20 protein-coding genes and 1 pseudogene are annotated in these 25,763 nt (G+C 65.9%); 10 read left to right on the plus strand and 11 right to left on the minus strand.

Features of this window, described 5'->3' with window-relative positions; genetic code table 11:
* Positions 1-171 precede the first annotated feature (171 nt).
* The 4 genes and pseudogenes from mptB to NY08_RS05275 all read left to right on the plus strand — a co-directional run bounded on the left by mptB (position 172) and on the right by NY08_RS05275 (position 4,620).
* Complete coding sequence (gene mptB, locus NY08_RS05260) at positions 172-1,824, plus strand: polyprenol phosphomannose-dependent alpha 1,6 mannosyltransferase MptB (RefSeq protein ID WP_094638043.1); 1,653 nt, start codon at positions 172-174, stop codon at positions 1,822-1,824.
* Positions 1,821-2,764: pseudogene (locus tag NY08_RS05265) on the plus strand (ABC transporter ATP-binding protein). The gene mptB and the pseudogene NY08_RS05265 overlap by 4 nt, the downstream one beginning before the upstream one ends.
* 2 nt (positions 2,765-2,766) lie before the next feature.
* Positions 2,767-3,561 (plus strand): ABC transporter permease, encoded by a 795-nt coding sequence (locus NY08_RS05270; protein ID WP_371828407.1) that lies wholly within the window; start codon positions 2,767-2,769, stop codon positions 3,559-3,561.
* Positions 3,562-3,633: 72 nt separating this feature from the next.
* A complete protein-coding gene (locus NY08_RS05275; RefSeq protein ID WP_045195273.1) occupies positions 3,634-4,620 on the plus strand; it encodes a COX15/CtaA family protein in 987 nt (328 codons plus the stop codon).
* A gap of 139 nt (positions 4,621-4,759) precedes the next feature.
* Here NY08_RS05275 and NY08_RS05280 read toward each other — a convergent pair whose 3' ends face one another.
* Positions 4,760-5,131, minus strand: coding sequence for a hypothetical protein (locus NY08_RS05280; protein ID WP_045195275.1), 372 nt, complete (start codon positions 5,129-5,131; stop codon positions 4,760-4,762).
* A gap of 135 nt (positions 5,132-5,266) precedes the next feature.
* Between NY08_RS05280 and NY08_RS05285 the strand changes: the two genes are divergently transcribed.
* A complete protein-coding gene (locus tag NY08_RS05285) occupies positions 5,267-6,232 on the plus strand; it encodes a quinone oxidoreductase family protein (protein ID WP_045195276.1) in 966 nt (321 codons plus the stop codon).
* Between the two features lie 23 nt (positions 6,233-6,255).
* Here the strand turns inward: NY08_RS05285 and NY08_RS05290 are convergent, their stop codons facing one another.
* Entirely contained in the window at positions 6,256-7,263 is a 1,008-nt protein-coding gene (locus NY08_RS05290) for a heme o synthase (protein WP_045199760.1), read from the minus strand.
* Between the two features lie 409 nt (positions 7,264-7,672).
* Here NY08_RS05290 and tkt point away from each other — a divergent pair, with 409 nt between their 5' ends.
* From tkt to pgl, 5 genes are read left to right on the plus strand one after another with little or no spacing between them, the layout of a single operon-like run.
* Positions 7,673-9,772 (plus strand): transketolase, encoded by a 2,100-nt coding sequence (gene tkt, locus NY08_RS05295; RefSeq protein ID WP_045195279.1) that lies wholly within the window; start codon positions 7,673-7,675, stop codon positions 9,770-9,772.
* Between the two features lie 3 nt (positions 9,773-9,775).
* Entirely contained in the window at positions 9,776-10,900 is a 1,125-nt protein-coding gene (tal, locus tag NY08_RS05300) for a transaldolase (RefSeq protein ID WP_045195281.1), read from the plus strand.
* Positions 10,901-10,906: 6 nt separating this feature from the next.
* A complete protein-coding gene (zwf, locus tag NY08_RS05305) occupies positions 10,907-12,463 on the plus strand; it encodes a glucose-6-phosphate dehydrogenase (protein WP_032398013.1) in 1,557 nt (518 codons plus the stop codon).
* Positions 12,460-13,368, plus strand: coding sequence for a glucose-6-phosphate dehydrogenase assembly protein OpcA (gene opcA / locus NY08_RS05310; protein WP_176459282.1), 909 nt, complete (start codon positions 12,460-12,462; stop codon positions 13,366-13,368). The genes zwf and opcA overlap by 4 nt, the downstream gene beginning before the upstream one ends.
* The gene (gene pgl / locus NY08_RS05315) at positions 13,361-14,107 is read left to right on the plus strand and encodes a 6-phosphogluconolactonase (protein WP_032398011.1); all 747 of its coding nucleotides are present in this window, start codon (positions 13,361-13,363) and stop codon (positions 14,105-14,107) included. The genes opcA and pgl overlap by 8 nt, the downstream gene beginning before the upstream one ends.
* A gap of 223 nt (positions 14,108-14,330) precedes the next feature.
* Here the strand turns inward: pgl and ppc are convergent, their stop codons facing one another.
* The 9 genes from ppc to uvrC all read right to left on the minus strand — a co-directional run bounded on the left by ppc (position 14,331) and on the right by uvrC (position 25,742).
* Positions 14,331-17,162, minus strand: a complete 2,832-nt coding sequence (gene ppc, locus NY08_RS05320; protein WP_032398010.1) for a phosphoenolpyruvate carboxylase — start codon at positions 17,160-17,162, stop codon at positions 14,331-14,333.
* 51 nt (positions 17,163-17,213) lie between these two features.
* Positions 17,214-17,447 carry a preprotein translocase subunit SecG gene (gene secG / locus NY08_RS05325; RefSeq protein WP_032398009.1) on the minus strand — a complete coding sequence of 78 codons (234 nt, stop codon included), beginning with the start codon at positions 17,445-17,447 and terminating at the stop codon, positions 17,214-17,216.
* Positions 17,448-17,559: 112 nt separating this feature from the next.
* Positions 17,560-18,345: a triose-phosphate isomerase gene (gene tpiA, locus NY08_RS05330; RefSeq protein WP_045195282.1), complete on the minus strand. Its 786-nt coding sequence runs from the start codon at positions 18,343-18,345 to the stop codon at positions 17,560-17,562.
* 3 nt (positions 18,346-18,348) lie between these two features.
* Complete coding sequence (locus NY08_RS05335) at positions 18,349-19,560, minus strand: phosphoglycerate kinase (protein ID WP_032398007.1); 1,212 nt, start codon at positions 19,558-19,560, stop codon at positions 18,349-18,351.
* A gap of 5 nt (positions 19,561-19,565) precedes the next feature.
* A complete protein-coding gene (gene gap / locus NY08_RS05340; RefSeq protein WP_032398006.1) occupies positions 19,566-20,585 on the minus strand; it encodes a type I glyceraldehyde-3-phosphate dehydrogenase in 1,020 nt (339 codons plus the stop codon).
* Positions 20,586-20,705: 120 nt separating this feature from the next.
* Positions 20,706-21,689, minus strand: a complete 984-nt coding sequence (gene whiA, locus NY08_RS05345; protein ID WP_032398005.1) for a DNA-binding protein WhiA — start codon at positions 21,687-21,689, stop codon at positions 20,706-20,708.
* A complete protein-coding gene (locus tag NY08_RS05350; protein ID WP_032398004.1) occupies positions 21,680-22,705 on the minus strand; it encodes a gluconeogenesis factor YvcK family protein in 1,026 nt (341 codons plus the stop codon). The genes whiA and NY08_RS05350 overlap by 10 nt, the downstream gene beginning before the upstream one ends.
* Positions 22,702-23,652 carry an RNase adapter RapZ gene (gene rapZ / locus NY08_RS05355; RefSeq protein ID WP_371828397.1) on the minus strand — a complete coding sequence of 317 codons (951 nt, stop codon included), beginning with the start codon at positions 23,650-23,652 and terminating at the stop codon, positions 22,702-22,704. Before rapZ ends, NY08_RS05350 begins: the two co-directional genes overlap by 4 nt.
* Positions 23,652-25,742, minus strand: coding sequence for an excinuclease ABC subunit UvrC (gene uvrC / locus NY08_RS05360; RefSeq protein ID WP_032398449.1), 2,091 nt, complete (start codon positions 25,740-25,742; stop codon positions 23,652-23,654). Before uvrC ends, rapZ begins: the two co-directional genes overlap by 1 nt.
* Between the last annotated feature and the right edge of the window lie 21 nt (positions 25,743-25,763).

Raw genomic sequence — 25,763 nt, forward strand, 5'->3', positions numbered from 1 at the left:
CGGATGGAGCACGGTGCAGGCCGTGCGCGAGTGCACAGCTACGCTCCCACTGTGCCATCGACCGACAGTGAGCCCAGTTCCGAGAGCTCACCTTCCGCGAGCGGTTCCGAGTCCTCCTCGGCGTCCGGCACATCGAAGTCAACCCCGGGCGCGCTCGTCCAGCGGTTCGTCGTGGTCCCCGCCCGTCGAGTCATCGGTCTGGAACCGACGCCTCCCGGCGGGGCGGTCGCCACCCTGCACGGAGACGAGCAGGAGGCACCGGGGCTGAACCCCTCGGAGACGAACCAACTCAGGAACATCCGTCGTTTCGGTGCCGCGGGTGCGCTGCTGATGGCGATCGGTGCCCTCGGCGCGGGCGCGCAGCCGGTGCTGCAGAACCCGATCGCGGGTGTCCGACTGCTGAGCTTGCCGTCCCGAATGGCGACCACCGCACTGACCGTCACGATGACCGGAACCGTCATCGTGGTGCTCGCGTGGTTGCTGTTGGGAAGATTTGCGTTGGGACGAACGCGATCGGGAACCACTCCGCGTCGACTCACTCGTTCCCAGATGGACCGCACGCTGCTGCTGTGGATCCTGCCGTTGTCCGTGGCACCGCCCATGTTCTCGCGTGACGTCTATTCCTACCTGGCACAGAGCGAGATCACCGCGCGCGGACTCGACCCCTACGAGGTCGGTCCGGTCGACGCGCTCGGGGCCGACAACGTACTGACCCGAACGGTTCCGAACATCTGGCGGGAGACCCCGGCACCCTACGGTCCGCTGTTCCTGTGGATGGGCCGTGGAATCACGTACCTGACCGGCGAGAACATCGTCGCCGGCATTTTCCTCCATCGCCTGCTCGCTCTGGCGGGAGTAGCGCTGATCGTCTGGTCGCTGCCACGTCTGGCTCGGCGCTGCGGGGTCGCGTCGGTCACGGCACTGTGGCTCGGCGCCGCGAACCCGTTGGTGCTGTTCCACCTGGTGGCCGGTATCCACAACGAAGCCCTGATGATCGGGCTCATGCTGGCGGGTACCGAACTGGCACTTCGCGCGATCGAGCACTCCGGAGCGCTACGCGGTACCGACATCGCGTTCCTCGTCGGCGGAGCAGGCCTGATCGCACTGTCGTCCGCGATCAAGATTCCCTCGCTCATCGCGCTCGGCTTCGTGGGAATGGCGCTGTCGAGGCGGTGGGGCGGGACCCTGCGATCCGTGATCCACGCGGCGCTCCTGCTCGGCTCGATCGCCATCGCGGTCCAGGTGGCGGTGAGCCTGGGCAGCGGTCTCGGCTTCGGCTGGATCAACACTCTGGGAACTGCCGGCGTGGTGCGCAGCTGGATGTCGATCCCCACGATCCTCGGTCTCGGCACCGGATTCGTCGGTGTGCTCCTGGGCCTCGGCGACCACACCACCGCTGTGTTGGGTCTCACTCGCCCGATCGCAGCCGTCGTCGCGGGAATCATCGTCGTCCGCATGCTCATCGCCGTCCTGCGTGGCCGCCTGCATCCGGTCGGCGCACTCGGCGTCGCACTCGGAGCCGTCGTCCTGCTGTTCCCGGTGGTGCAACCCTGGTACCTGCTGTGGGCGGTCATCCCGCTGGCGGCGTGGGCCACGACTCCCTCGTTCAGGCGTCCGGCCATCGCCTTCTCGTCGTTGGTGAGCGTGATCCTCATGCCGAACGGCAGTGAGTACCAACCGTTCCAGATCGTGCAGGCCGCCGTCGTGACCATCCTGACGATCGCGGTGCTCTACCTGTTGACCCGAAACCGGATGCCGTGGCCCATCCGCACCGGACCACCGGAACGCGACCGCAGCAGCGACGAATACGCTGAGTCCTCGTGATCTCCGGGACGTCCGACGCGGCGCAACCTGTCGTACAGCTGACCGACGTACGCAAGTCGTACGACGGTGTCAGTGCCGTCGACGGACTGAGCCTGAACATCGGCCCCGGCGAGGTTCTCGCGCTGCTGGGCCCCAACGGTGCCGGAAAGACCACCACCGTCGAGATGTGCGAGGGGTTCGTCGTGCCGGACAGCGGCTCGGTCCGGGTCCTCGGACTGGACCCCGTGGCGCAGTCGGCGCAGCTGAGGCCACGCATCGGCGTCATGCTCCAGGGCGGAGGTGCGTACCCCGGTTCCAAGGCAGGCGAGATGCTCCAACTCGTCGCTTCGTACTCGGCCGACCCCCTCGACCCGGCGTGGCTGCTCGACTGCCTCGGCCTGACCTCTGCCGTCCGCACCCCGTACCGGCGGCTCTCCGGTGGGCAACAGCAGCGGCTGGCTCTGGCCTGCGCCATCGTCGGGCGGCCCGAACTGGTGTTCCTCGACGAACCGACCGCCGGGCTCGACGCCCAGGCCCGGCTGCTGGTGTGGGAATTGATCGACGCCCTGCGCCGCGACGGTGTCGGCGTTCTGCTCACGACACATCTGATGGACGAGGCCGAGCAGCTCGCGGATCGGCTGACGATCATCGACAACGGCCGCGTCGTCGCCTCGGGCACACCCTCCGAGCTGACCAAGCAGGGTGCCGAGGGCCAACTGCGCTTCACCGCACCCCCGGGACTCGAACTGTCCATGCTCGACGCGGCACTCCCCCGGGTTACGTACCGTCGGAACCGGCGCCAGGCTCCTATGTGGTCTCCGGTGTGATCGAGCCGCAGATTCTGGTGATCGTCACGTCCTGGTGCGCACAGCAGGACGTGTTGGCCACCGAATTGCAGGTCGACCAGCGCCGCCTCGAGGACGTGTTCCTCGAACTGACCGGCAGAGAATTGAGGAAGTGACCGTGCGCAGAGAAGCCCGGCTCGCCGACAACCGATTCGAGACAGGCCTGTTCGCGCCTCGCCCGCAGCCCGCCTCGGCTGCGCGGATGCTGCTCGCACAGACCCGCCTCGAACTGAAGTTGTTGCTGCGCAACGGTGAACAGTTGCTGCTGACGATGTTCATCCCGATCACCCTGCTGATCGGATTGACCCTGCTGCCCTTCGGCGAACTCGGTGCCGACCGAGTGGCCCGCGTCGTCCCGGCCGTGATGATGGTGGCCATCATGTCGACGGCGTTCACCGGCCAGGCGATCGCTGTCGGCTTCGATCGCCGCTACGGCGCGCTCAAGAGACTCGGGGCGACACCCCTTCCGCGGTGGGGCATCATCGGCGGCAAATCCGCCGCCGTGGTGATCGTGGTGATTCTGCAATCGATTCTGCTCGGCTCGATCGGCGTCGCTCTCGGATGGCGCCCGAGCGCGACGGGTCTGTTGCTCGGGGCCGTCATCATCGCTCTGGGAACCGTCACCTTCGCGTCGATGGGACTGCTGCTCGGCGGCACCCTGCGCGCCGAGATCGTGTTGGCGCTGGCGAACATCGCCTGGTTCGTGATGCTCGGCATCGGCAGCGCGGTGTTCGTGGACGACCAGATCCCCCAGGGACTGCAGAACGTCGCACGCATCGTGCCGTCCGGCGCGCTCGGTGAGGCACTGAGCAGAGGTGTGTCCTCGTCCTTCGACATCTTCGGTGTGGTCGTACTGCTGGTGTGGGCTGCGGTGTGCGGCACCCTCGCGGTACGCACGTTCAAGTTCACCTGAGCGGGGCTCGCCACCCAACGACGGTCGCTACCCAACGACGCTGTGTAGTTGATCGGCGTTTACCATCGAGGGGTGCTGTACAGAGCGTTCTTGCGCGTCGTCGATATCCTGCCCGTGCCCTCGCTTCGAGTGCAGCGGGTGCTGGCATTCATCGCGATCCTGACGCAGGGTGGCATCGCTGTCACCGGTGCCGTCGTTCGTGTCACCGGTTCCGGACTCGGGTGCCCCACGTGGCCGCAGTGCTTTCCCGGTAGCTTCACTCCCGTCGGGGTGTCCGAGGTCCCCGTTCTGCACCAGGCCGTGGAGTTCGGCAACCGTCTGCTCACGTTCGTGGTCGTTCTCGCGGCCGCCGCGGTCGTCATCGCCGTCACCAGGGCACGGCGGCGTCGGGAAGTGCTGTTCTTCGCGTGGCTGATGCCGCTCGGTACCGTCGTACAGGCCGTGATCGGCGGATTCACGGTGCTGACCGGACTGCTGTGGTGGACGGTAGCCGTTCACCTCGTCGTCTCGATGGCCATGGTGTGGCTGGCCACGTTGCTGTACGCCAAGGTCGGCGAGAGCGATGCGCCGACCGAGTCCACGCCGACGGTGCCGGGTGCTCTGCGAGCGCTGACGGGGCTGTCCGGGATCGCTCTGACGGGCGTGCTGATCGCGGGCACCATGGTGACCGGAGCCGGCCCGCACGCGGGCGACAAGAGCATCGAGGAACCGGTACCGCGTCTCGGTATCGAGATCGTGACGCTGGTGCACGCACACTCTCAGTTCCTGGTCGGCTACCTGGCCCTGCTCGTCGGATTGGCATTCGCGCTGTATGCGGTTCGTGCGCCGAAGGCGGTCACGTTCCGACTCAACGTCCTGATCGGCCTGGTGCTGGCGCAGTCTCTTATCGGACTGGTGCAGTACTTCACCGGGGTTCCGGCCGTGCTCGTCGCCTTCCACGTGGCCGGTGCGGGCGCATGTACCGCCGCCACCGCTGCAGTCTGGGCGGCCTGCCGCACTCGCGGCCCGGTGGCGACCGAGACGGTCGAGACCACCGAGGACGTCGCAGTTCGCTCGTGACGATCGGTCGAGCTTCGAACAGGGTGGAGGGGCAGCCGGCCTCCCCCTCAGATGGCCGACTGCCCCTCCACTGACTTCGACGCATCGGGTACCGAGATGGTTCCCGCCGGATCGAAGGAATTTCCGCAGTTTTCTCCGCTCAGACGATCGCCTGGTTGCGCGCCTTCGGGAACTTCTTCTGACCGGCCACCCACCCGGCCATCTTCTCGTAGTGTCCGGGGGCCGGATTGACCGAACTGACCAGCTCGCGGTCCCATTCGGCCTCGGTCAACTGGTCGAGACCGTCGACGATCGCGCGGGCGATGGCGGTCGTCGCCACCACCTGGTCGCCCAGTACGCCGTCGGCACCGACCATGGTGAGCCGAGTTCCTGCTCGACCGATCGGCTGGATCACCACGTTGGCGGAGTTGCCGTGGTCGGCGAGAAAGCTCTTCACGGCCGCGAGTGTTCCCTTCGGAACCTCGTTCGACTCGTTCTTCTCGATGCCCGCGCTGTCGATTTCGGTAGCCATGCCGACACGATACCGAGGCCGTCCACGTCGCCCGCATCCACCCGTCGAGTCGTTACTGATCGGTAACTTCGGCCGCGTGCGTGTGTTACCCGGATCCGTGTACCCGAGTGTGACGCGCCCGTGTAGAACGGTCTCATGCGTGCCATTCGAATAGACAACACCGGCGGACCCGAGGTCATGAACGTCGTCGACATTCCGATACCGGCGCCGGGACCGGCTCAACTACTGGTCCGGATCGAGGCCGTCGGCATCAACTACATCGACACGTACTTCCGACGCGGTCTGTATCCACGCGCGCTGCCGTACGTTCCCGGCGACGAGGGATCCGGGGTGATCGAACAGGTCGGAACGGACGTCACCGACTTCGCACCGGGACAGCGCGTCGCCTGGGCCGCAGCGCCGGGCAGCTACGCGGAATACGTACTGGTCGACGCCTCGTCGGCCATCGCGGTTCCCGAGGGCGTTCCTGCCGATCAGGCCGCCTCGGCATTGCTGCAGGGTATGACGGCGCACTACCTGATCGAATCCACCTACCCGGCCCAGCAGGGTGACACCGTCCTCGTGCACGCCGGCGCAGGTGGCGTCGGACTGTTGCTGACGCAGATGGCGGTGGCGAAGGGAGTGAACGTCATCACCACGGTCTCCACGGATGCGAAGGCCGAGCGGTCCACGCAGGCCGGTGCCGCCCACGTGTTGCGCTACGAAGAGGACATCGCTGCTCGCGTGCGCGAGATCACCGACGGCGAGGGTGTCCATGCGGTGTACGACGGCGTCGGTGCCGACACTTTCGAGGCAAGTCTGGCGTCGCTACGGATCAGAGGGACGTTGGCCCTGTTCGGAGCGGCGAGCGGTCCGGTCCCGCCCCTGGACCCGCAGAGGTTGAACGGCGCAGGATCGCTGTTCCTCACCAGGCCGACACTCGCCCACCACATACGGGACCGGGCCGAGCTCGAGTGGCGGGCCGGAGATGTGTTCGGGGCGATATCGCGTGGCGCGCTCACGGTCGAGGTCGGCGCTCGATACGCGCTGGAGGACGCCGCGCAGGCCCACATCGATCTGGAGTCACGCCGAACGACGGGATCGATCGTGCTCGTTCCCTGACCGATCCGTCGGGTGACGCTCGCTCAGGAGAGAAGCTGGGCGAGCGTCTGCCAGCCGAGGACCGAGTCGACGGCCAGGCCGCAGAACACCAGTGCCAGGTATTCGTTGGAGAGGATGAACAGCTTCAGTGGCTTGACCGGAGTTCCCGCTCGCACGCCTGCGTACAGGCGGTGTGCGACGACGAGAAACCACACTCCCGACGCCACGGCGACGGCCGCGTAGACGATGCCCGAGCCCGGTGCCAACGCAAGTGTTGCGGCAACGGTGGCCCACGCATACAACACGATGTGCTTGGTGACCTTCGTCTCCGACGCGACCGCAGGCAGCATCGGTACGTTGGCCGCCTGGTAGTCCTCCTTGTAGCGGAGCATGAGCGCCCAGGTGTGCGGCGGCGTCCACAGGAAGATGACCAGGAACATCACCAGCGCTTGCCACCCGATCGTGCCGGTCACAGCGGACCAGCCGATCATCACCGGCATGCAACCGGCCGCGCCACCCCACACCACGTTCTGCGAGGTGCGCCGCTTGAGCACCAGCGTGTAGACGAAAATGTAGAAGCAGATGGTGACGACGGCGAGCACACCGCTGAGCAGATTCGTGGTGGCCCACAGCCAGAAGAACGAGAACACACCGAGTACGAGCCCGAAGATCAGCGCGTGCGAGACGGGCATGGCACCGCGGGCGAGCGGGCGCTTCTCGGTGCGCTTCATCACCTTGTCGATGTCTGCGTCGACCACCATGTTCAGCGTGTTGGCACTGGCCGCGGCCAGCATTCCGCCGAAGAGGGTGGTGAGGATCAGCCACGGATCGACGTTTCCCCGGTCGGCCAGCAACATCGCCGGAATGGTCGTGACGAGAAGGAGTTCGATGACCCGGGGCTTCGTGAGCGCGACATACGCAAGAAAGAGTGCGAATGCTCTACGTGGGGCGGACGTCGCCGGCGCGGCCTGCGTCGGCTCACCTGTCTCGTCTGCTCCGAATCCGGGGCCGCCGGCGAAACCGTGTCCGCCCGGCTGCTGCCCAATTCGCACTGCGTCTCCTCGCACGACTGTCGTTCTCTGGCGCTCGGCCACTTGCTCACGCGCCACCGGCACGCGGGTTGTCTCTCGACGGCGACACTTCGGCGCCTGCGCGCACGCGCAACTCCGCGACCACAACCGCGGGAGCCGACGACCGTGCGCCTACTACGACCGATGGTAGACGGCGGGGTTTGCACCTCCAATTCGCAGGGCACCCAAAGTGAGGAATACGTCGCCTACGAGTAACCCGCGCGCAATCGCCCGGGGGAAGGCACGACAGTAGGGTCGGACAGAACTAGGCTGGTGGAGGACGTCCTTCGGCACCGACCACATGCGTGCTCCACCCAGGCGCATCGCAGTCGCCGCCGAGCGACGATTCCCCGGAGCCACAACTCGAACGAATGTCAGGAGATTTCTGCTCGTGTCGATCACAGACGATATTGACGTCCTCACCACGGCGCACCACCCGAGCGACTGGACGGACCTGGACACCCGAGCGGTCGACACCGTTCGTGTTCTGGCAGCGGACGCAGTGCAGAAGGTCGGCAACGGCCACCCCGGAACCGCGATGAGCCTGGCTCCCCTCGCCTACACCCTCTTCCAGCGCACCATGCGTCACGACCCCACCGACACGCACTGGATCGGCCGCGACCGGTTCGTGCTCTCGTGCGGGCACTCGAGCCTGACTCTCTACCTGCAGCTGTACTTGGGCGGCTTCGGTCTCGAGCTCGCCGACATCGAGGCACTGCGCACCTACAAGTCGAAGACGCCCGGACACCCCGAGTTCCGCCACACCGACGGCGTCGAGATCACCACCGGCCCGCTCGGTCAGGGACTCGCCTCCGCCGTGGGCATGGCCATGGCGGCGCGGCGCGAGCGCGGTCTGTTCGATCCCGAGCCCGCACTCGGTGAGAGCCCGTTCGATCACTACATCTACGTGATCGCCTCCGACGGAGACATCGAAGAAGGCGTGACGTCCGAGGCGTCGTCGTTGGCCGGTACTCAGCAGCTCGGCAACCTGATCCTGTTCTACGACGACAACAAGATCTCCATCGAGCACTCCACCGACATCGCTCTCTCCGAGAACACGGCCGCGCGCTACGAGGCCTACGGCTGGCACGTACAGGTGGTCGAAGGCGGCGAGAACGTCACCGCGATCGAAGAAGCCGTCGAGGCTGCCAAGGCCGTCACCGACAAGCCGTCGATCATCGTGCTGCGTACCATCATCGGCTTCCCGGCCCCCACCATGATGAACACCGGCGCAGTCCACGGTGCCGCTCTGGGCGACGAGGAGATCGCGAAGGTCAAGCAGGCCCTCGATTTCGACCCGGCCAAGACGTTCGAGGTCACCGACGAGGTCATCGGCCACACCCGCAAGCTGCAGGAGCGCGGTCGCAAGGCCCACGCCGAGTGGACCGTCCAGTTCGACGCCTGGGCCGCCCGCGAGCCCGAGCGCAAGAAACTGCTGGACCGCCTCACCCAGGGCACGTTGCCCGAGAACTGGACCGACGTTCTGCCCACCTGGGAGCCCGGCAGCAAGGCCGTCGCCACGCGTGCCGCGTCCGGTGAGGTTCTCAACGCCGTCGGACCTGTTCTCCCGGAACTGTGGGGCGGCTCGGCCGACCTCGCAGGCAGCAACAACACGACGATCAAGGGTGCGAAGTCCTTCGGCCCCACGTCCATCTCCACCGACGACTGGGACGCCGAGCCGTACGGCCGCACCCTGCACTTCGGCATCCGTGAGCACGCGATGGGCGCAATTCTTTCGGGCATCGTGATGCACGGTCCGACCCGTGCATACGGCGGAACGTTCATGCAGTTCAGCGATTACATGCGGCCTGCGGTCCGGCTCGCGTCACTCATGGACATCGACCCCATCTACGTGTGGACCCACGATTCCATCGGCCTCGGTGAGGACGGCCCGACGCACCAGCCGGTCGAGCATCTCGCCGCGCTGCGGGCCATCCCCAACCTCTCGGTGGTACGCCCCGGCGACGCCAACGAAACCGCGTTCGCATGGCAGGCAGTGTTGGCCAAGTCCAGCAGCAGCGGACCCGTCGGCCTCGCGCTGACGCGTCAGGGCATCCCGATTCTCGAGGGCACCAGCTACGAGGGCGTCTCCAAGGGCGGATACATCCTCGTCGAGTCGTCCAAGGCGACCCCCGACGTCGTGCTGATCGGTACCGGTTCCGAGCTGCAGTACGCCGTGGAGGCACAGAAGCAGCTCGAGGCGCAGGGCATCGCCGCCCGCGTCGTCTCGATGCCGTGCGTCGAGTGGTTCGAGAGCCAGGATCAGAACTACCGCGACCAGGTGATCCCGCCCACCGTCAAGGCCCGGGTGTCGATCGAAGCCGGCATCGCGATGCCGTGGTGGAAGATCGTCGGCGGCTTCGGCGAGATCATCTCGCTCGAGCACTACGGCGAATCTGCCGACGCTGCAACACTTTTCCGCGAGTTCGGCTTCACGGCCGAGGCCGTCACGGCAGCTGCACAGCGCTCCATCACCAATGTGAAGGGATAATTCATGACCCAGAACAAGAATCTTGCAGAACTCTCCGCCGCCGGAATCTCGGTATGGCTGGACGACCTGTCCCGTGATCGCATTCGCTCGGGCAACCTCCAGGACCTCATCGACACGAAAAGTGTCGTCGGAGTGACCACCAACCCGTCGATCTTCCAGGCGGCCCTGAGCAAGGGCGAGGCGTACGACGATCAGGTGAACAAGCTCGCCGGTGAAGGTGCCGACGTCGAGACCACCATCCGCACGGTCACCACGGACGACGTTCGCGAGGCCTGCGACATCCTGATGCCTCAGTACGAGGCAAGTGCAGGCGTCGACGGCCGCGTGTCCATCGAGGTCGATCCGCGCGTGGCACACGACGCCGACAAGACGTACGAGCAGGCCGTCGAACTGTGGAAGATCGTCGACCGTCCGAATCTGCTGATCAAGATCCCGGCGACCGAGGACGGGATTCCCGCTATCGCCAAGGTGATCGGCGAGGGCATCAGCGTCAACGTCACGCTCATCTTCTCCGTCGAACGCTACGAGCTGGTGATGAACGCCTACCTCGACGGTCTGGAGAAGGCGCGTGCGGCCGGCCACGACCTCGACAAGATCCACTCGGTCGCGTCGTTCTTCGTCTCCCGCGTCGACAGCGAGATCGATTCCCGTCTCGATGCGATCGGTACCCCCGATGCCGAGGCACTCAAGGGCAAGGCCGCTCTGGCCAACGCTCGTCTGGCGTACGTGGCGTACCAGCAGATCTTCGAGGTGGCCCCTCGGTTCCGCGAGCTCGTCGGCAGCGGCGCACGCCCGCAGCGTCCGTTGTGGGCGTCGACCGGCGTGAAGTCCGACGCCTACCCCGACACCATGTACGTCACCGAGCTCGTCTCACCGAACACGGTGAACACGATGCCGGAGAAGACCATGGACGCGGTTGCCGATCACGGCGAGATCGTCGGCGACACCGTCTCGGGCAAGGGACCGGAATCGCAGGAGATCTTCGACCGCATCTCGGCACTCGGGATCGACATCACCGACGTCTTCCTGACGTTGGAGAACGAAGGCGTCCAGAAGTTCGAGGCGGCCTGGAACGAGTTGCTCGAAGCCACCGGCGAGCAGCTTCGCCAAGCAGGTCAGAAGAGCTGACCGACTGTGCCCACCGCAGAAACCGAACCTCTCCACTCCGCGGACTGGGTCAACCCACTCCGCGACGCGCGGGACAAGCGGCTCCCCCGCATAGCGGGCCCGTGCAGCATGGTCATCTTCGGAGTGACCGGCGATCTCGCGCGTAAGAAGCTCATGCCTGCGGTGTACGACCTGGCGAACCGGGGGCTTCTACCCCCCGGTTTCGCCTTGGTCGGCTTCGCCCGTCGGGAATGGCAGAACCAGGACTTCGCGAAGATCGTGCACGATTCCGTGCGCGATCACGCGCGCACTCCGTTCAGCGAGGAGGTCTGGAACACCCTCGCCGAAGGATTCCGGTTCGTCCAGGGAACGTTCGACGACGACGCGGCGTTCGACGAGTTGTCGCGGACACTGACCGAACTCGACGAGACCCGGGGCACCGGCGGCAATCACGCCTTCTACCTGTCCATTCCGCCCAGCGCCTTTCCCGTCGTTCTGGAGCAGCTGTCTCGGTCCGGTCTGGCGCAGGGCGAGGACGGCAACTGGCGACGTGTGGTGATCGAGAAGCCGTTCGGCCACGACCTGCAGAGCGCGAAAGAGCTCAATGCCGTCGTCAACCGAGTGTTCCCCGAGGACACCGTGTTTCGCATCGATCACTACCTGGGCAAGGAGACGGTGCAGAACATCCTCGCACTGCGCTTCGCGAACCAGTTGTTCGATCCGATCTGGAATGCGCACTACGTCGACCACGTTCAGATCACGATGGCCGAGGACATCGGATTGGGTGGTCGCGCAGGGTATTACGACGGAATCGGTGCCGCCCGCGACGTCATCCAGAACCACCTTCTACAGCTCCTCGCCATCACCGCGATGGAGGAGCCGGTCAGCTTCAACCCCAAGGAGCTGCAGTCGGAGAAGATCAAGGTGCTCTCGGCGACCAAACTCGCCGAGCCACTCGATCGAACCTCGGCGCGCGGTCAGTACACCGCGGGGTGGCAGGGCAGCCAGAAAGTGAAGGGGCTCAAGGAGGAAGAAGGGTTCGACTCCGAGTCGAACACCGAAACCTACGCCGCCATCACCCTCGAGGTGGACACGCGGCGATGGGGTGGGGTGCCCTTCTATCTCCGTACCGGCAAGGCACTCGGGCGCCGAGTCACCGAGATCGCGATGGTGTTCAAACGCGCCCCGCACCTGCCGTTCGACGCCACGATGACCGAGGAACTCGGTCAGAATGCGTTGGTGATCCGAGTCCAGCCCGACGAGGGCGTGACGATGCGGTTCGGCTCCAAGGTGCCGGGTTCGAGCATGCAGGTGCGCGACGTCAGCATGGACTTCAGCTACGGCCAGGCGTTCACCGAATCCTCCCCCGAGGCCTACGAACGACTCATCCTCGACGTGCTGCTGGGCGAGCCGTCGTTGTTCCCGGTCAATGCCGAGGTGGAACTGTCGTGGAAGATCCTCGATCCGATCTTGGAGTTCTGGGCCTCCGGCGGCACCGCGGAACCGTACGAAGCCGGTACCTGGGGGCCCTCCTCGGGTGACGAGATGATGCACCGCACCGGACGCGAATGGAGAAGACCGTGATTGTCGACATCCCCGCCACGACGACGGCCGAGGTCGGCAAGAAGTTGGTGGAGGTGCGCGAAGCAGGCGGTGCGGTGACCATCGGCCGAGTGCTGACTCTGATCGTGGCCAGCCGTGATCCGGCCAAGGCCGAACGAGCGATCGACGCGGCGAACGAGGCGAGCCGTGAGCATCCGTGCCGCGTCATCGTGCTCATCCACGGAGATCGGTCGGCCGAGTCGAGCCTCGACGCGCAGATCCGGGTGGGCGGCGACGCCGGTGCATCGGAGGTCGTCGTGTTGCGCCTGAACGGCGAACTCGCCGACCACGAACACAGTGTCGTCATCCCGTTCCTGCTGCCCGATACTCCGATCGTGGCCTGGTGGCCGGACGAGGCACCGACCGTTCCGGCGAAGGATCCGTTGGGGCGCTTGGCGATTCGACGCATCACCGATGCCACGAACTCCCCCGACACCACCGCGACGATCAAGGGACGGCTCAGCAGCTACACCGAGGGCGACACCGATCTTTCCTGGAGTCGCATCACGTACTGGCGTGGCCTGTTGGCCACCGCGCTCGACCAGGCTCCGTACGAGGCTGTCGTCTCGGCCACGGTGTCGGGACTGGCCGAGGAGCCCGCACTCGACATCCTTGCCGGTTGGCTGGCCGCGAAGCTGGACGTGCCGGTCCACCGCCGTGCGGGTGAGCTGAAAGTCGAGCTGATCCGGGAGAACAGCAGCATCTCGCTGACGCGACCGCAGACCGGTAAGACCGCAACCCTGCGGCGTACCGGTCAGCCCGACGCCGAAGTCGCACTGGCGCGGCGCAACACGCGCGAGTGCCTCGCCGAGGAACTGCGCAGACTCGACACGGACGAGATCTACGAACTCGCCTTGAACGGACTGTCGAAAGTGAGCTATGAGTAAGACATCGGTACTCCAGTACCTGGACGCGCAAGCCCTTGTCGACGCAGCGCGATCGCGCTTCGTCGACGTGATCACCGCCGCGCAGGCCGAGCGAGGATCTGCGTCGGTGGTGCTGACCGGCGGTGGCACAGGAATCGCATTGCTGGAGGCGCTGCGCTCGGACTCCGGCTCGATCGACTGGGGCAGAGTGGACGTCTACTTCGGTGACGAACGCTTCCTGCCCTCGGGCGATCCCGAGCGCAACGAAGTTCAGGCCTCGGAGGCGCTGCTCGATCACGTCGATGTCCATCCGGATCGGGTGTTCCGGATGGCCGCATCCGACGGACCACACGGAAGCGACCCCGAAGTTGCCGCGGCAACGTACGCACAGATCCTGCATTCCGGATCCGAAGGCGAGCCGACGCCTCGGTTCGACGTCCATCTGCTCGGCATGGGCGGCGAAGGCCACATCAATTCACTTTTCCCCCACACCGATGCAGTGCGCGAACAGCACCGCTTCGTCGTGGCGGTCGAGGACTCCCCCAAGCCCCCACCGGTGCGCATCACACTGACGCTGCCTGCGGTCCGCCGCGCGCAGCACGTGTGGTTGCTCGTCTCGGGAGCGAACAAGGCCGATGCCGTCGCTGCTGCGGTGGGCGGGGCCGATCCCGACGACGTCCCGTCGGCCGGAGCACTGGGCACCGAATCCACGGTCTGGTTCCTCGATACCGGCGCAGCGTCCAAGCTGGACACGGTGTGAGAGCCCGGAGTTAGTCCGGTTCGACTGCGTCGGGGTCACGTCCCGGCCACGCATCGTCGTAGTCGCCGACGCACCGAACACGTCCTGATGTCGAGCGATCGATCCGCCTACCGTTCGCACGGTAGGCGGATCCGTCGCGCCAGGCATCGGTGTTGTTGCTGCACTGCCTCATACTTCGTTGGACGCTTCTCGCCGCCGACCGGTTCCGCGCCCCTCGTGCGGGTCAGCCGCTGTTACGCAGTGCCGTCGCGAGACCGTTCATCGTCAGCAGGATTCCTCGCTTGACGCGTTCGTCGTCGTCCCCGTTTCGGTAGCGCCTGAGCATCTCGACCTGCATCTGATTGAGCGGCTCGAGGTACGGGAATCGGTTGTGCACGGAGCGTTCGAGAGACGGATTGTCTTCGAGCAGTCGACTGTGACCGGTGATCTTCAGGTACATCCGCACCGTCGTGGCGTGCTCGGCCTCGATCATGCCGAAGATCCGAGCCCGGAGATCGGCGTCGGGAACCAACTCGGCGTAGCGAGCCGCGATGCCCAGATCGGACTTGGCCATGACCTGCGCGAGGTTGGACAGAACCGTCTGGAAGAACGGCCACTTCCGGTAGAGGTCGGTCAGCACCTCGAGCCTGGAATCGTCGTCGCCGACCCACTCCTCGAACGCCGATCCCGTTCCGTACCACCCGGGCAACATCACGCGGCACTGACTCCACGACATCACCCAGGGAATGGCACGCAGGTCGTACACCGAGTTGGTCGGCTTCCGCGATGCCGGACGGGAGCCGATGTTCAGCTCCCCTACCTCGGCAACGGGAGTCGACGTTCGGAAGTACTCGACGAAACCTGGCTCCTCGTGCACCAGACGGCCGTACGCTGCACGTGCCTTGGCGGCCAGATCGTCCAGAATGTCGTACGCGGCTTCGGCACCGTCCCCGAGGCCCTCGACGTCGAGCAGAGTCGATTCGAGAGTTCCGGCAACCAGGGACTCGAGGTTTCGTCGCGCCAAGGACGGCTCCGCGTACTTCGCTGCAATGATCTCGCCCTGCTCGGTCAGACGCAGGGATCCCTGCACCACACCGGGCGGCTGCGCCAGGATCGCGTCGTAGCTCGGACCGCCGCCGCGGCCGACCGTGCCACCGCGACCGTGGAAGAGCCGCAACCGGATCCCCGTCTTGCGCGATGCCTCGAGTAGATCCAACTCGGCGCGATACAGCGCCCAGTTGGCCGCGAGGTATCCACCGTCCTTGTTCGAGTCGGAGTACCCGAGCATGACTTCCTGGTTCATGCCGCGACCGGCGACCAGCGCGCGGTAGATCGGAACGTCGAGCGTGGCCAGCAGAGTCGCCGCGCCCTGCTGGAGGTCCTCGATGGTCTCGAACAGCGGAACGACACCGACGGTCGAGGTCGGTGCCGAACCGTCGGTGCCGGGGTCGAAGATGCCTGCCTCCTTGAGCAGCAACGCCGCTTCGAGCATGTCGCTGACCGACTGGCACATGCTGATGATGTAGTTCTGGATGGTGTCGGGGCCCAGGTGGTCGATGGCCTCCTTGGCCGCCCTGACGATGCCCAGTTCCTTCGTCGCGAGCTCACTGAGCTGCGCGTTGGGGCCGACTAGCGGCCGCCTGGTCGCGAGTTCCCGCGACAGCACCGACACCCGCTCGTCCTCGCCGAGGGACACGTAGTCGGGGTGAACACCGGCCCAGGCCAGCAGCTCGGCGACCACCTCTTCGTGGGTCTCGGAGTTCTGCCGCATGTCCAACGCCTGCAGATGGAATCCGAACGTCTCGACCGAACGTCGAAGCCGGAGCAGTCGATCGTCGGCGATCAACGCGTCACCGTCCGCACGAAGTGCCCGGTCGATGATGTCGAGGTCGTCGAGGATGTCCTGCGGGCCGTCGTACTTCTGCGCTCCGAGGTCGATGCCGGAGACCGGTACGGCGTCGAGCACCGCCTCGGCGGTGGCGGTGAGCCGAGCCCGGATGCCGACCACCGCGACCCGATACGGTTCGTCCGATCGGCGGTCGTCCGGTTCGGCCGATGCGCCGGCCAGAGCCGCGAGCTCCTCGGTGACATCCACCAGGCGCGCGGACATCGACAGTTCCTTCTCCAGCGCGACCAGCTCGTCCAGGTAGTGCTCGAACGCTACGTAACCCGCCTGATGTGTCGCAGTGTGCACCACGTCGGCGGTGACGTTCGGATTGCCGTCGCGGTCGCCGCCGATCCAGGAACCGGGGCGAAGGATGGGGCGCGGCAGTAGATCGTCCTCGGGCCACCGTGCGCGCAGCGCGGCACGCACATCCGCATTGAGGGCAGGCATGACGTCGAACAGAGACGACTCGAAGTAACGGAGGCCGACCTCGATCTCGTCCTGAATTCGCAACCGCGACAACCGAATCAGAGCTGTCTCCCACAGGGTCAGTACCTGCCTGCGGATCTGCACGTCGATGGCGGCCAGTTCCTTGGCCGCGCTGGCGGCCTTGCCCTCGACCGCCGCAGCGGCGACATCGCGGCGACGCATCAGCTCGGTGATCTTCGATTGCACGTCGAAGATGGTCCGTCGACGTGTCTCGGTGGGGTGCGCTGTGATCACCGGGGCGACCAACGCATCGGTGAGAGCGGCTGCCACCTGCTCGCGCGACGGTGCCGCGGCATCGATCTTGAGCCAGGTGGCGTCGAGGCTGCTGTCCTGCGGCGGATCCTGGCGGTCGAGGTGAATCGCGCGGCGACGTTCGCGGTGCAGGTCCTCGGCGAGATTGGCCAGCAGCGAGAAGTGACTGAACGCGCGAATGAGTGGAACTGCCTGTGCCACTTCCACATCGGTGTAACGTCCGACCGAATCGTCACGCTCGATCTCGGATCTGCGTACCGCGAAGGATTCGACGCGCGCTGCCTCGATCAGGTCGAAGACGTCTTCGCCCTCGTGCTCGCGAATGATCTCGCCCAAGATACCGCCGAGATAGCGGATGTCCTCACGGAGAGGCTCTGTCAACTCTCGACCCTGAGCTGTCGGTGGGACGAAGGCTGGGGAACCGACTGACTCGTAGGAGGATTCGCTCATCCACCCAGTATCGTCGCTCCGTCACCAACTCGCACTCGGAGCCGAATTCGATCAGGTGTACTTGATCTCCAGACCGATACCGAGGATGGCGATGAGCCAGATGATGCCGGTGAAGACCGTGAGGCGATCGAGATTCTTCTCGACGACGGTCGAACCGGAGAGGCTGGACTGCACTCCGCCACCGAACAGGCTGGACAATCCGCCGCCCTTGCCGCGATGCAGCAGGATCAGCAAGATCAGTGCCAGGCTGGTGATGACCAGCAGAATATCCAGAAACAGATCCATGTCCACCTCAAACTCGATTCGATGCCTTCAGCAGCCTACCTGGCCCCGTGAACGGCTTCGGACACCCCGCCGAAGCGAGGTGCCCGAAAACCGTTCGTCGTAGCGTTGCCGATCAGGGCAGGGGTCCTCCTGCAGCGATGGCCGACAACGTGGCGAACTCGTCGGCCTTGAGCGAAGCGCCACCGACCAGTGCGCCGTCGACATCGGGCTGACCGACGATCTCGCCGACGTTCTTCGCGTTGACCGATCCGCCGTAGAGCACGCGTACGCCTGCGGCGACCTCGCCCGAGGAGAGCGACTTCAACTCCTCGCGGATGGCGCCGCACACTTCCTGAGCGTCCGACGCGGACGCGACCCGGCCGGTTCCGATCGCCCACACCGGCTCGTAGGCGATGACGACCTTCGAGATGTCCTCGGCCGACAGTCCGTCGAGTGACCCGCGGAGCTGCGCGACGTTGTAGGCCACGTGCTCGCCCGCCTCGCGGATGTTCAGACCCTCGCCGATGCACACGATCGGAGTCAGTCCGTTCTTCAGCGCCGCCTTCGTCTTGGCGAGCACGACGGCGTCGTCCTCGTTGTGCAACGTGCGTCGTTCGGAGTGACCGACGACGACGAAGGTGCACCCCAGCTTGGCCAGCATCGATCCGCTGATCTCGCCGGTGAACGCACCCTTGTCCTCGGACGAGACGTCCTGCGCACCGTAGGTGAGCAGGACCTTGTCGCCCTCGACCAGAGTCTGGACGCTCCGGATGTCGGTGAACGGCGGGATCACCGTGACATCGACCTTGTCGAAGTACTTCTCGGGCAACGAGAATGCGATCTTCTGCACCAGCGAGATGGCCTCGAGGTGGTTGAGGTTCATCTTCCAGTTGCCCGCGATGAGCGGCTTACGTGCCATGCGTTACGCCTCCAGGACGGATAGGCCGGGGAGCTGCTTGCCTTCGAGGTATTCGAGGGATGCACCGCCGCCGGTGGAGATGTGCGAGAAGCCGTCGTCGGGCAGTCCGAGGGTGCGCACCGCAGCCGCGGAGTCTCCGCCACCGACGACGCTGAACGCGCCCTTTTCGGTGGCTTTGATGATTGCTTCCGCGATGCCCTTGGTGCCGGCCGAGAACTTGTCGAACTCGAACACTCCTGCCGGTCCGTTCCAGAAGACGGTCTTCGCATTCGAGAGCACGACAGCGAAACGACTGACCGAGTCGGGTCCGATGTCCAGGCCCATCCAGCCGTCCGGAATCTCGGACGCCTTGACGGTCTTCGCCTCGGCGTCCGCCGCGAACTTGTCTCCGACGACGATGTCGACGGGCAGGTGGATCACGTCGCCGAAGCGCTCGAGCAGGTCCTTGCAGACCCCGATCTGATCCTCCTGCAGCAACGAGTTGCCGACCGAATATCCCTGCGCGGCAAGGAAGGTGAACGCCATGCCGCCGCCGATCACGAGGGTGTCGACCTTGGGGGCCAACGCCTCGATGACGCCGAGCTTGTCCGAGACCTTGGAGCCGCCGAGCACAACCGCGTACGGACGCGCAGCGTCCTCGGTGAGCTTGGCCAGCACCTCGACCTCGGCAGCGACGAGGGTGCCCGCGTAATGGGGCAGCAGCTGCGCCACGTCGTAGACCGACGCCTGCTTGCGGTGCACGACGCCGAATCCGTCGGAAACGAACGCCGCGTCGTCGCCGGCCAGAGCCACCAGCTCGCGAGCCAGGGCAGCTCGCTCGGACTCGTCCTTGCTGGTCTCGCGCGGATCGAAGCGAATGTTCTCGAGCAGCAGTACGTCGCCGTCCGTCAGACCCTCGGCGCGAGCCTCGGCGTCCTGACCCACGACGTCGCCCGCGAGCTGAACATGGCGTCCGAGCAGCTCGCCGAGTTTCGCGGCGACCGGAGCCAGGCTGTACTTCGCGTCGGGCTTACCGTCGGGACGACCGAGATGCGCGGTGACGATGACCTTGGCACCGGCCTCGACCAGAGCCTCGAGAGTCGGGATCGACGCCTGGATACGGCCGGGATCGGTGATCGTGCCGTCCTCGAGCGGGACATTGAAGTCCGATCGCACGAGGACGGCACGGCCTTCGACACCGGCATCGAGCAGATCCTGCAGTGTCTTGACAGCCATCGGTGTCAGAGGGACTTGCCGACGAGACCGATGAGGTCGGCGAGGCGGTTGGAGTAGCCCCACTCGTTGTCGTACCAGGAGACGATCTTGACCTGGTCGTCGATGACCTTCGTCAGCGGCGCGTCGAAGATCGACGAGTGCGGGTCGGTGACGATGTCCGAGGACACGATGGGATCGGTGTTGTACTTCAGGATGCCCTTCAGCGGTCCCTCGGCAGCTGCCTTCATCGCGGCGTTGATGTCGTCGGCGGAGGCCGACTTCTTCAGCAGCGCGGTGAGGTCGGTGACCGAGCCGGTGGGGATCGGAACCCGGAGCGCGTAGCCGTCGAGCTTGCCCAGCAGCTGCGGGAGCACCAGGCCGATGGCCTTGGCTGCGCCGGTGCCGGTCGGCACGACGTTCAGAGCCGCAGCGCGAGCGCGACGCAGATCGCTGTGCGGGCCGTCCTGCAGGTTCTGATCCTGTGTGTACGCGTGGATCGTGGTCATCAGTCCCGAGACGATGCCGAACTCGTCGTCGAGAACCTTGGCGATGGGGCCGAGGCAGTTGGTGGTGCACGACGCGTTGGAGATGATGTTCTGGCTGCCGTCGTACTTGTCGTCGTTGACGCCCATCACGATGGTGATGTCCTCGCCCTTGGCGGGCGCGGAGATGATGACCTTCTTCGCACCGGCGTCGATGTGACCCTGGGCCTTCGCAGCGTCGGTGAAGATGCCGGTGGACTCGACGACGACGTCGACACCCAGGTCACCCCACGGAAGTGCGGACGGGCCCTCGCGCAGCGACAGTGCCTTGATCTTCTGGCCACCGACGACGATGGTGTCTTCGCCCTCGAGCGAGACATCGTGCGGCAAACGGCCCAGGATCGAGTCGTACTTGAGCAGGTGTGCGAGCGATGCGTTGTCGGTCAGGTCGTTGACAGCAACGATTTCGATGTCGGTGGTACCGAGCGCCTTCTGCGCGTCGACAGCCCTGAAGAAGTTACGCCCGATGCGGCCGAAGCCGTTGACGCCTACCCGGATCGTCACTGTTCGCTCCTAAAAGTTGTGAAAACAGATGTCTGATTGTGCCTGCGTGCGGGGTGCCACACGCGGTTCCCACCCTAGTGTGCGCGCAGGCAGAGCGCGCGCATCACGTGATCGGACCGATCACGCCTCGTCGAGCAGCTCGGCGGTGACCGCGGACTCGGTGTCGGGAATTCCGGTTTCCTTGGCCTTGCGATCGGCCATGGACAGCAGGCGTCGAATTCGGCCGGCCACGGCGTCCTTGGTCATCGGAGGGTCGGCCAACTGGCCCAGTTCCTCGAGTGACGCCTGCCGATGCTGGACTCGGAGCGATCCCGCTGCGGCCAGATGGTCCGGCACGTCGTCGCCGAGGATGTGCAGGGCGCGCTCGACTCTCGCTGCGGCGGCGACGGCGGCCCTGGCCGAGCGGCGCAGGTTGGCGTCGTCGAAGTTGGCGAGCCGGTTCGCAGTGGCTCTGACCTCGCGTCGCATGCGTCGTTCTTCCCAGATCAACCGGGTGTCCTGTGCTCCCATGCGGGTGAGCAGGGCTCCGATGGCCTCGCCGTCGCGGACGACCACTCGATCGGTGCCGCGGACCTCACGGGCCTTCGCGGCCACTCCGAGGCGGCGGGCGGCTCCGACGAGCGCGAGCGCCGCCTCCGGTCCGGGGCAGCTGATCTCCAGGGCCGAGGACCTGCCCGGTTCGGTGAGCGAGCCGTGCGCCAGGAATGCGCCCCGCCATGCTGCCTCGGAATCCCCCACCGTGCCGCCGACGACCTGTGCGGGGAGGCCGCGAACCGGGCGTCCCCGCAGATCCAGCAGGCCGGTCTGGCGGGCCAGCGCTTCGCCGTCCTTGGCCACTCGGACCACGTACCGCGAGGTCTTGCGTAGCCCGCCTGCACCGAGCATGTGCACGTCGGAGGAGTAGCCGTACAGCTCGAAGATCTCCCGCCGCAGCCGTCTCGCAATGGACCCGAGGTCGACCTCGGCTTCGACCACCACCCGGCCCGCCACGATGTGCAGTCCACCGGCGAATCGCAGCAGTGCGGACACCTCGGCCTTGCGGCAACTGACCTGGCTGACGGTCAGCCTGCTCAGCTCGTCCTTGACCTCCGCTGTCATGGCCACGAAGTGATCCCCTCTCTGCGTGCGGCAGTCGGTGCGGTGCCGCCGGTGGGCGACACGATGGAGCCGAGAGCCGCGGCAAGCTTGCCGTAATGATGTGCGTGGGTGCCGTTTTCGGCAACGTCGACGTAGACGACCTCGGCACCGAGCCGGGCCGCAGCCCGCGCCACGTGCTCGCGGTTGCTGCCTTCCGGGACCGAGGCGGAATCGACCAACACGTAGTCGATTCCCAAATCCGGTGCGTGTTGGGAGAGTACGTGGACATGGCGCTCGGCGGAGAATCCGGTGGTCTCACCGAGTTCGGGGGCCAGGTTCAGCACCAGTACCTTCGGCGCGCTCGTACGAGCCAGCGCGGTGAGCTGATCCGGCACCAGTACGTGCGGGATCACGCTGGAGAACCACGATCCCGGTCCGAGCACCACGAGGTCAGCCTTCTCGATCGCAGCGAGTGCATCCGCGGACGCCGGCGGTTCGGGGGGAAGCAGCCGAACGCGGCGAACCTTGCCGGGAGTCGTCGCCACCGCCACCTGTCCGCGAATGACGCGGCTCACGCGCGGATCGTCCTCGAGACCGGAGACGTCGGCCTCGATGTCGAGTGCGATCGGCGACATCGGAAGCACTCGTCCGTCGATTCCGAGCATCCGCACCATCTCGTCCAGTGCGGCGATCGGGTCGCCCAGTACCTCGGTGAGGCCGGCGAGGATGAGGTTGCCCACCGAGTGCCCGGCCAGCGCGCCCGTGCCACCGAAGCGGTGCTGGAGGACGTCGGTCCACAGCTGTGTTCGCTCGTCCGAGCGTGCCAGCGCGGCCAGCGCCATGCGCAGATCCCCGGGCGGAATGACGCCGAGCTCGGCCCGCAGACGTCCCGAGGATCCCCCGTCGTCGGCGACCGTGACGATGGCGGTGACGTCGTGACCGAGCAACCGGGCCGCCGACAGCGTTGCGTACAGGCCGTGACCGCCTCCGAGTGCGACGATCCTGGGGCCCGATACCGGTACTTCGGTGTCGACCTCGCTCATTCGCGACCCAGATCCCGATGCAGCACCCGCACCGACACATCACCCTGATCGGCGAGAATCGCGGCCAGTGCCTCGGTCATCGCAACACTCCGATGTTTCCCTCCGGTGCAGCCCACAGCCACCGTCATGTATCTCTTGCCTTCCCGCACGTATCCCTCGATCGTCAGATTCAGCAGATGCGTGTACGTCTGCAGGTAGTCGCGTGCCCCGTCCTGCCCCAGCACGTAATCCCGGACGTCCGCGTCCTGGCCGGTGTGTTCGCGCAGCTCCGGAACCCAATGGGGATTGGGCAGAAAGCGAACGTCGCAGACCAGGTCGGCGTCCATCGGCAGGCCGTACTTGAAGCCGAACGACTGCACGGTGACCCCGACGCCGGTGGTGTCGGACTCGCCGAACACCGTCTCGATCTTGCGCCGCAATTGATGCACCGACAGGGATGTGGTGTCCACGGTCAGATCCGCGGCCGCCTTGACCTGGGCGAGTCGCAACCGTTCGGCGGTGATGCCCTCGGTCAAGGTTCCGTCCTGACCGTCGTTCTGCAGAGGATGGCTGCGCCGGTTGGACTCGAATCGACGGATCAGCACGGCGTCGGACGCGTCGAGGAAGAGCACTCTGTTGCGCACGCCCTTGGAATCGAGTTCTTTGACCACCCAGCCCAGATCGCCGGTGAACAGGCGACTTCGAACGTCCATCACCAGCGCCAGTCGCTCGATTCTGGGCTTGGACTCGCGGCCGAGATCGACCATCTTGGAGATGAGCTCCGGCGGTAGGTTGTCGGCGACGTACCAGCCGAGATCCTCGAGAATCTTGGCCGCCGTGCGCAATCCTGCTCCGGAAACCCCGGTGACCAACGCCACTTCGATCTCGTCGTGCCGCGACTCCCCCGCGGAGGGCTGTTCGAGATGGTCTTCGGACGGTGGGTGTCTCTGTGTCTGGTGTTCGCTCACTACGAAGCCTGTCCCGCCGATTCCACGCGCGGTGCGATCGCATGTTCCGCCGTGTTCTCGCCCGATGTCGTTGCAGTTGCGCTGCCATCATCGCCTACATCGGCGTCGTCCGTGCCGGAACCCAGTGCGGCCAGCACCGACTTGGCTGTGGTCTCTCCGATCCCGGGCACCTCGACGATCTCCGCGACCGTCGCACGCTTGAGGTTGGCGACGGAACCGAAGTGTGCCACCAGTGCCGTTCGACGCGACTCGCCGAGTCCGCGAACCGAATCCAGAGCCGAGGCCGTCATGCGTCGCGATCGCTTGCTGCGATGGAACGTGATCGCGAACCGGTGCGCTTCGTCGCGAACCCGTTGGAGCAGGTAGAGCGACTCGCTCGTACGCGGAAGGATCACCGGATCCTCCTCCCCCGGAACCCATACCTCCTCCAGCCGCTTCGCCAGACCGACCACGGCCACGTCGGTCACGCCGAGCTCGTCCAGCACGGCCGCGGCAGCGGCCACCTGAGGGGCACCGCCGTCGACGACGAACAGATTGGGTGGATACGCGAATTTGCGCGGTCTGCCGGTCTGTGGATCCAACGCCGCTTCGGGGGCGAGATCGCCTCCGGTCCCCTCGGCCGAACCGTCCGCGGAGTGCCGTAGGAACCGGCGACGGGTCACCTCGGCGATGCTCGCCACGTCGTCGGAGTGCCCGTCGCCTGCCGCTTCCTTGATCGCGTAGTGGCGGTAGTCGCTCTTGCGGGGCAATCCGTCCTCGAAGACGACGAGCGAGGCCACCACATCGGTTCCCTGCACGTGGGAGATATCGATGCACTCGATGCGCAGCGGTGCCGAATCCAGATCGAGTGCCTCCTGAATACCCTGCAGCGCAGCCGATCTCGATGTGAAGTCGCCCGCGCGCTTGAGCTTGTGCTGCTGCAGGGCTTCCTTGGCGTTGCGTTCGACGGTCTCGGCCAACGCCTTCTTGTCGCCGCGCTGGGGAACACGCAGAGTCACGTTCGAGCCCCGAAGTTCACTGAGCCAGGCCTGAACCTCGTCGGCGTTGTCCGGCAGGACCGGAACCAGCACTTCCCTCGGGACGGCGTTGGAACCACCGTCGTCACCGCCCGGTGCCTGTGCGGACAGGGCGGCCTGCTCGCCGTAGAACTGCGTCAGGAACTGCTCGACCAGAGCGGGCAGATCGGCCTCGTCCTGGCGTTCGATCACCTCTCCTGCCTTCTCCACCACCCAGCCGCGTTGCCCGCGCACGCGGCCGCCTCGGACGTGGAAGACCTGAACGGCAGCTTCGAGGGCGTCGGTGGCGAAGGCGACGAGATCGGCGTCGGTGCCGTCGCCGAGCACCACCGCCTGCTTCTCCAATGCCCGACGCAGCGCACCGACGTCGTCTCGCAGACGTGCGGCGGTCTCGAAATCCAGGTCCTCGGATGCAGCCTGCATCTTCTTCTCGAGCTGACGCACGAGCTTGTCCGTCTTTCCGGCCAAGAAGTCACAGAAGTCCTCGACGGTCGCCCGATGCTCCTCGGCGCTGACCCGTCCGACGCACGGTGCCGAGCACTTGTCGATGTAGCCCAGCAGGCAGGGCCGGCCGATCTGATTGTGGCGCTTGAAGACTCCGGTCGAGCACGTGCGCGCGGGAAATACTCGCAGCAACAGATCCAGCGTCTCGCGAATGGCCCACGCGTGCGCGTAGGGGCCGAAATAGCGGACACCCTTGCGCCGGGGTCCGCGGTAGACGAACAACCGAGGAAACTCCTCGTTCATCGTCACCGCGAGCATCGGATAGCTCTTGTCGTCGCGGTAACGGACGTTGAACCGTGGATCGAATTCCTTGATCCAGTTGTACTCGAGTTGGAGGGCCTCGACTTCGGTGGTCACCACGGTCCACTCCACCGATGCCGCGGTGGTGACCATCTGGCGAGTACGCGGATGCAGCGAGGCTATGTCTGCGAAGTAGGAATTGAGTCGACTGCGGAGGCTCTTGGCCTTTCCCACGTAGACGACGCGGCCGTGCGGATCGCGAAATTTGTACACCCCCGGCTCCACCGGGATGGTTCCGGTGGCCGGGCGGTAGGTAGCGGGGTCGGACACGGCATCCACGTTAGCCGTCGG

Origin of the sequence: Rhodococcus sp. B7740 (genome assembly GCF_000954115.1) — a bacterium.
Classification (GTDB): Bacteria; Actinomycetota; Actinomycetes; order Mycobacteriales; family Mycobacteriaceae; genus Rhodococcoides.

Bases quoted from the DNA above. Each gene is read 5' to 3' on its own strand.
- ppc (WP_032398010.1), bottom strand. From the start codon at position 17,162: ATGAGCGAATCCTCCTACGAGTCAGTCGGTTCCCCAGCCTTCGTCCCA.
- NY08_RS05280 (WP_045195275.1), bottom strand. From the start codon at position 5,131: ATGGCTACCGAAATCGACAGCGCGGGCATCGAGAAGAACGAGTCGAAC.
- NY08_RS05350 (WP_032398004.1), bottom strand. From the start codon at position 22,705: ATGAGCGAGGTCGACACCGAAGTACCGGTATCGGGCCCCAGGATCGTC.
- tpiA (WP_045195282.1), bottom strand. From the start codon at position 18,345: ATGGCACGTAAGCCGCTCATCGCGGGCAACTGGAAGATGAACCTCAAC.
- pgl (WP_032398011.1), top strand. From the start codon at position 13,361: ATGAGTAAGACATCGGTACTCCAGTACCTGGACGCGCAAGCCCTTGTC.
- secG (WP_032398009.1), bottom strand. From the start codon at position 17,447: ATGGATCTGTTTCTGGATATTCTGCTGGTCATCACCAGCCTGGCACTG.
- NY08_RS05285 (WP_045195276.1), top strand. From the start codon at position 5,267: ATGCGTGCCATTCGAATAGACAACACCGGCGGACCCGAGGTCATGAAC.
- tal (WP_045195281.1), top strand. From the start codon at position 9,776: ATGACCCAGAACAAGAATCTTGCAGAACTCTCCGCCGCCGGAATCTCG.
- NY08_RS05335 (WP_032398007.1), bottom strand. From the start codon at position 19,560: ATGGCTGTCAAGACACTGCAGGATCTGCTCGATGCCGGTGTCGAAGGC.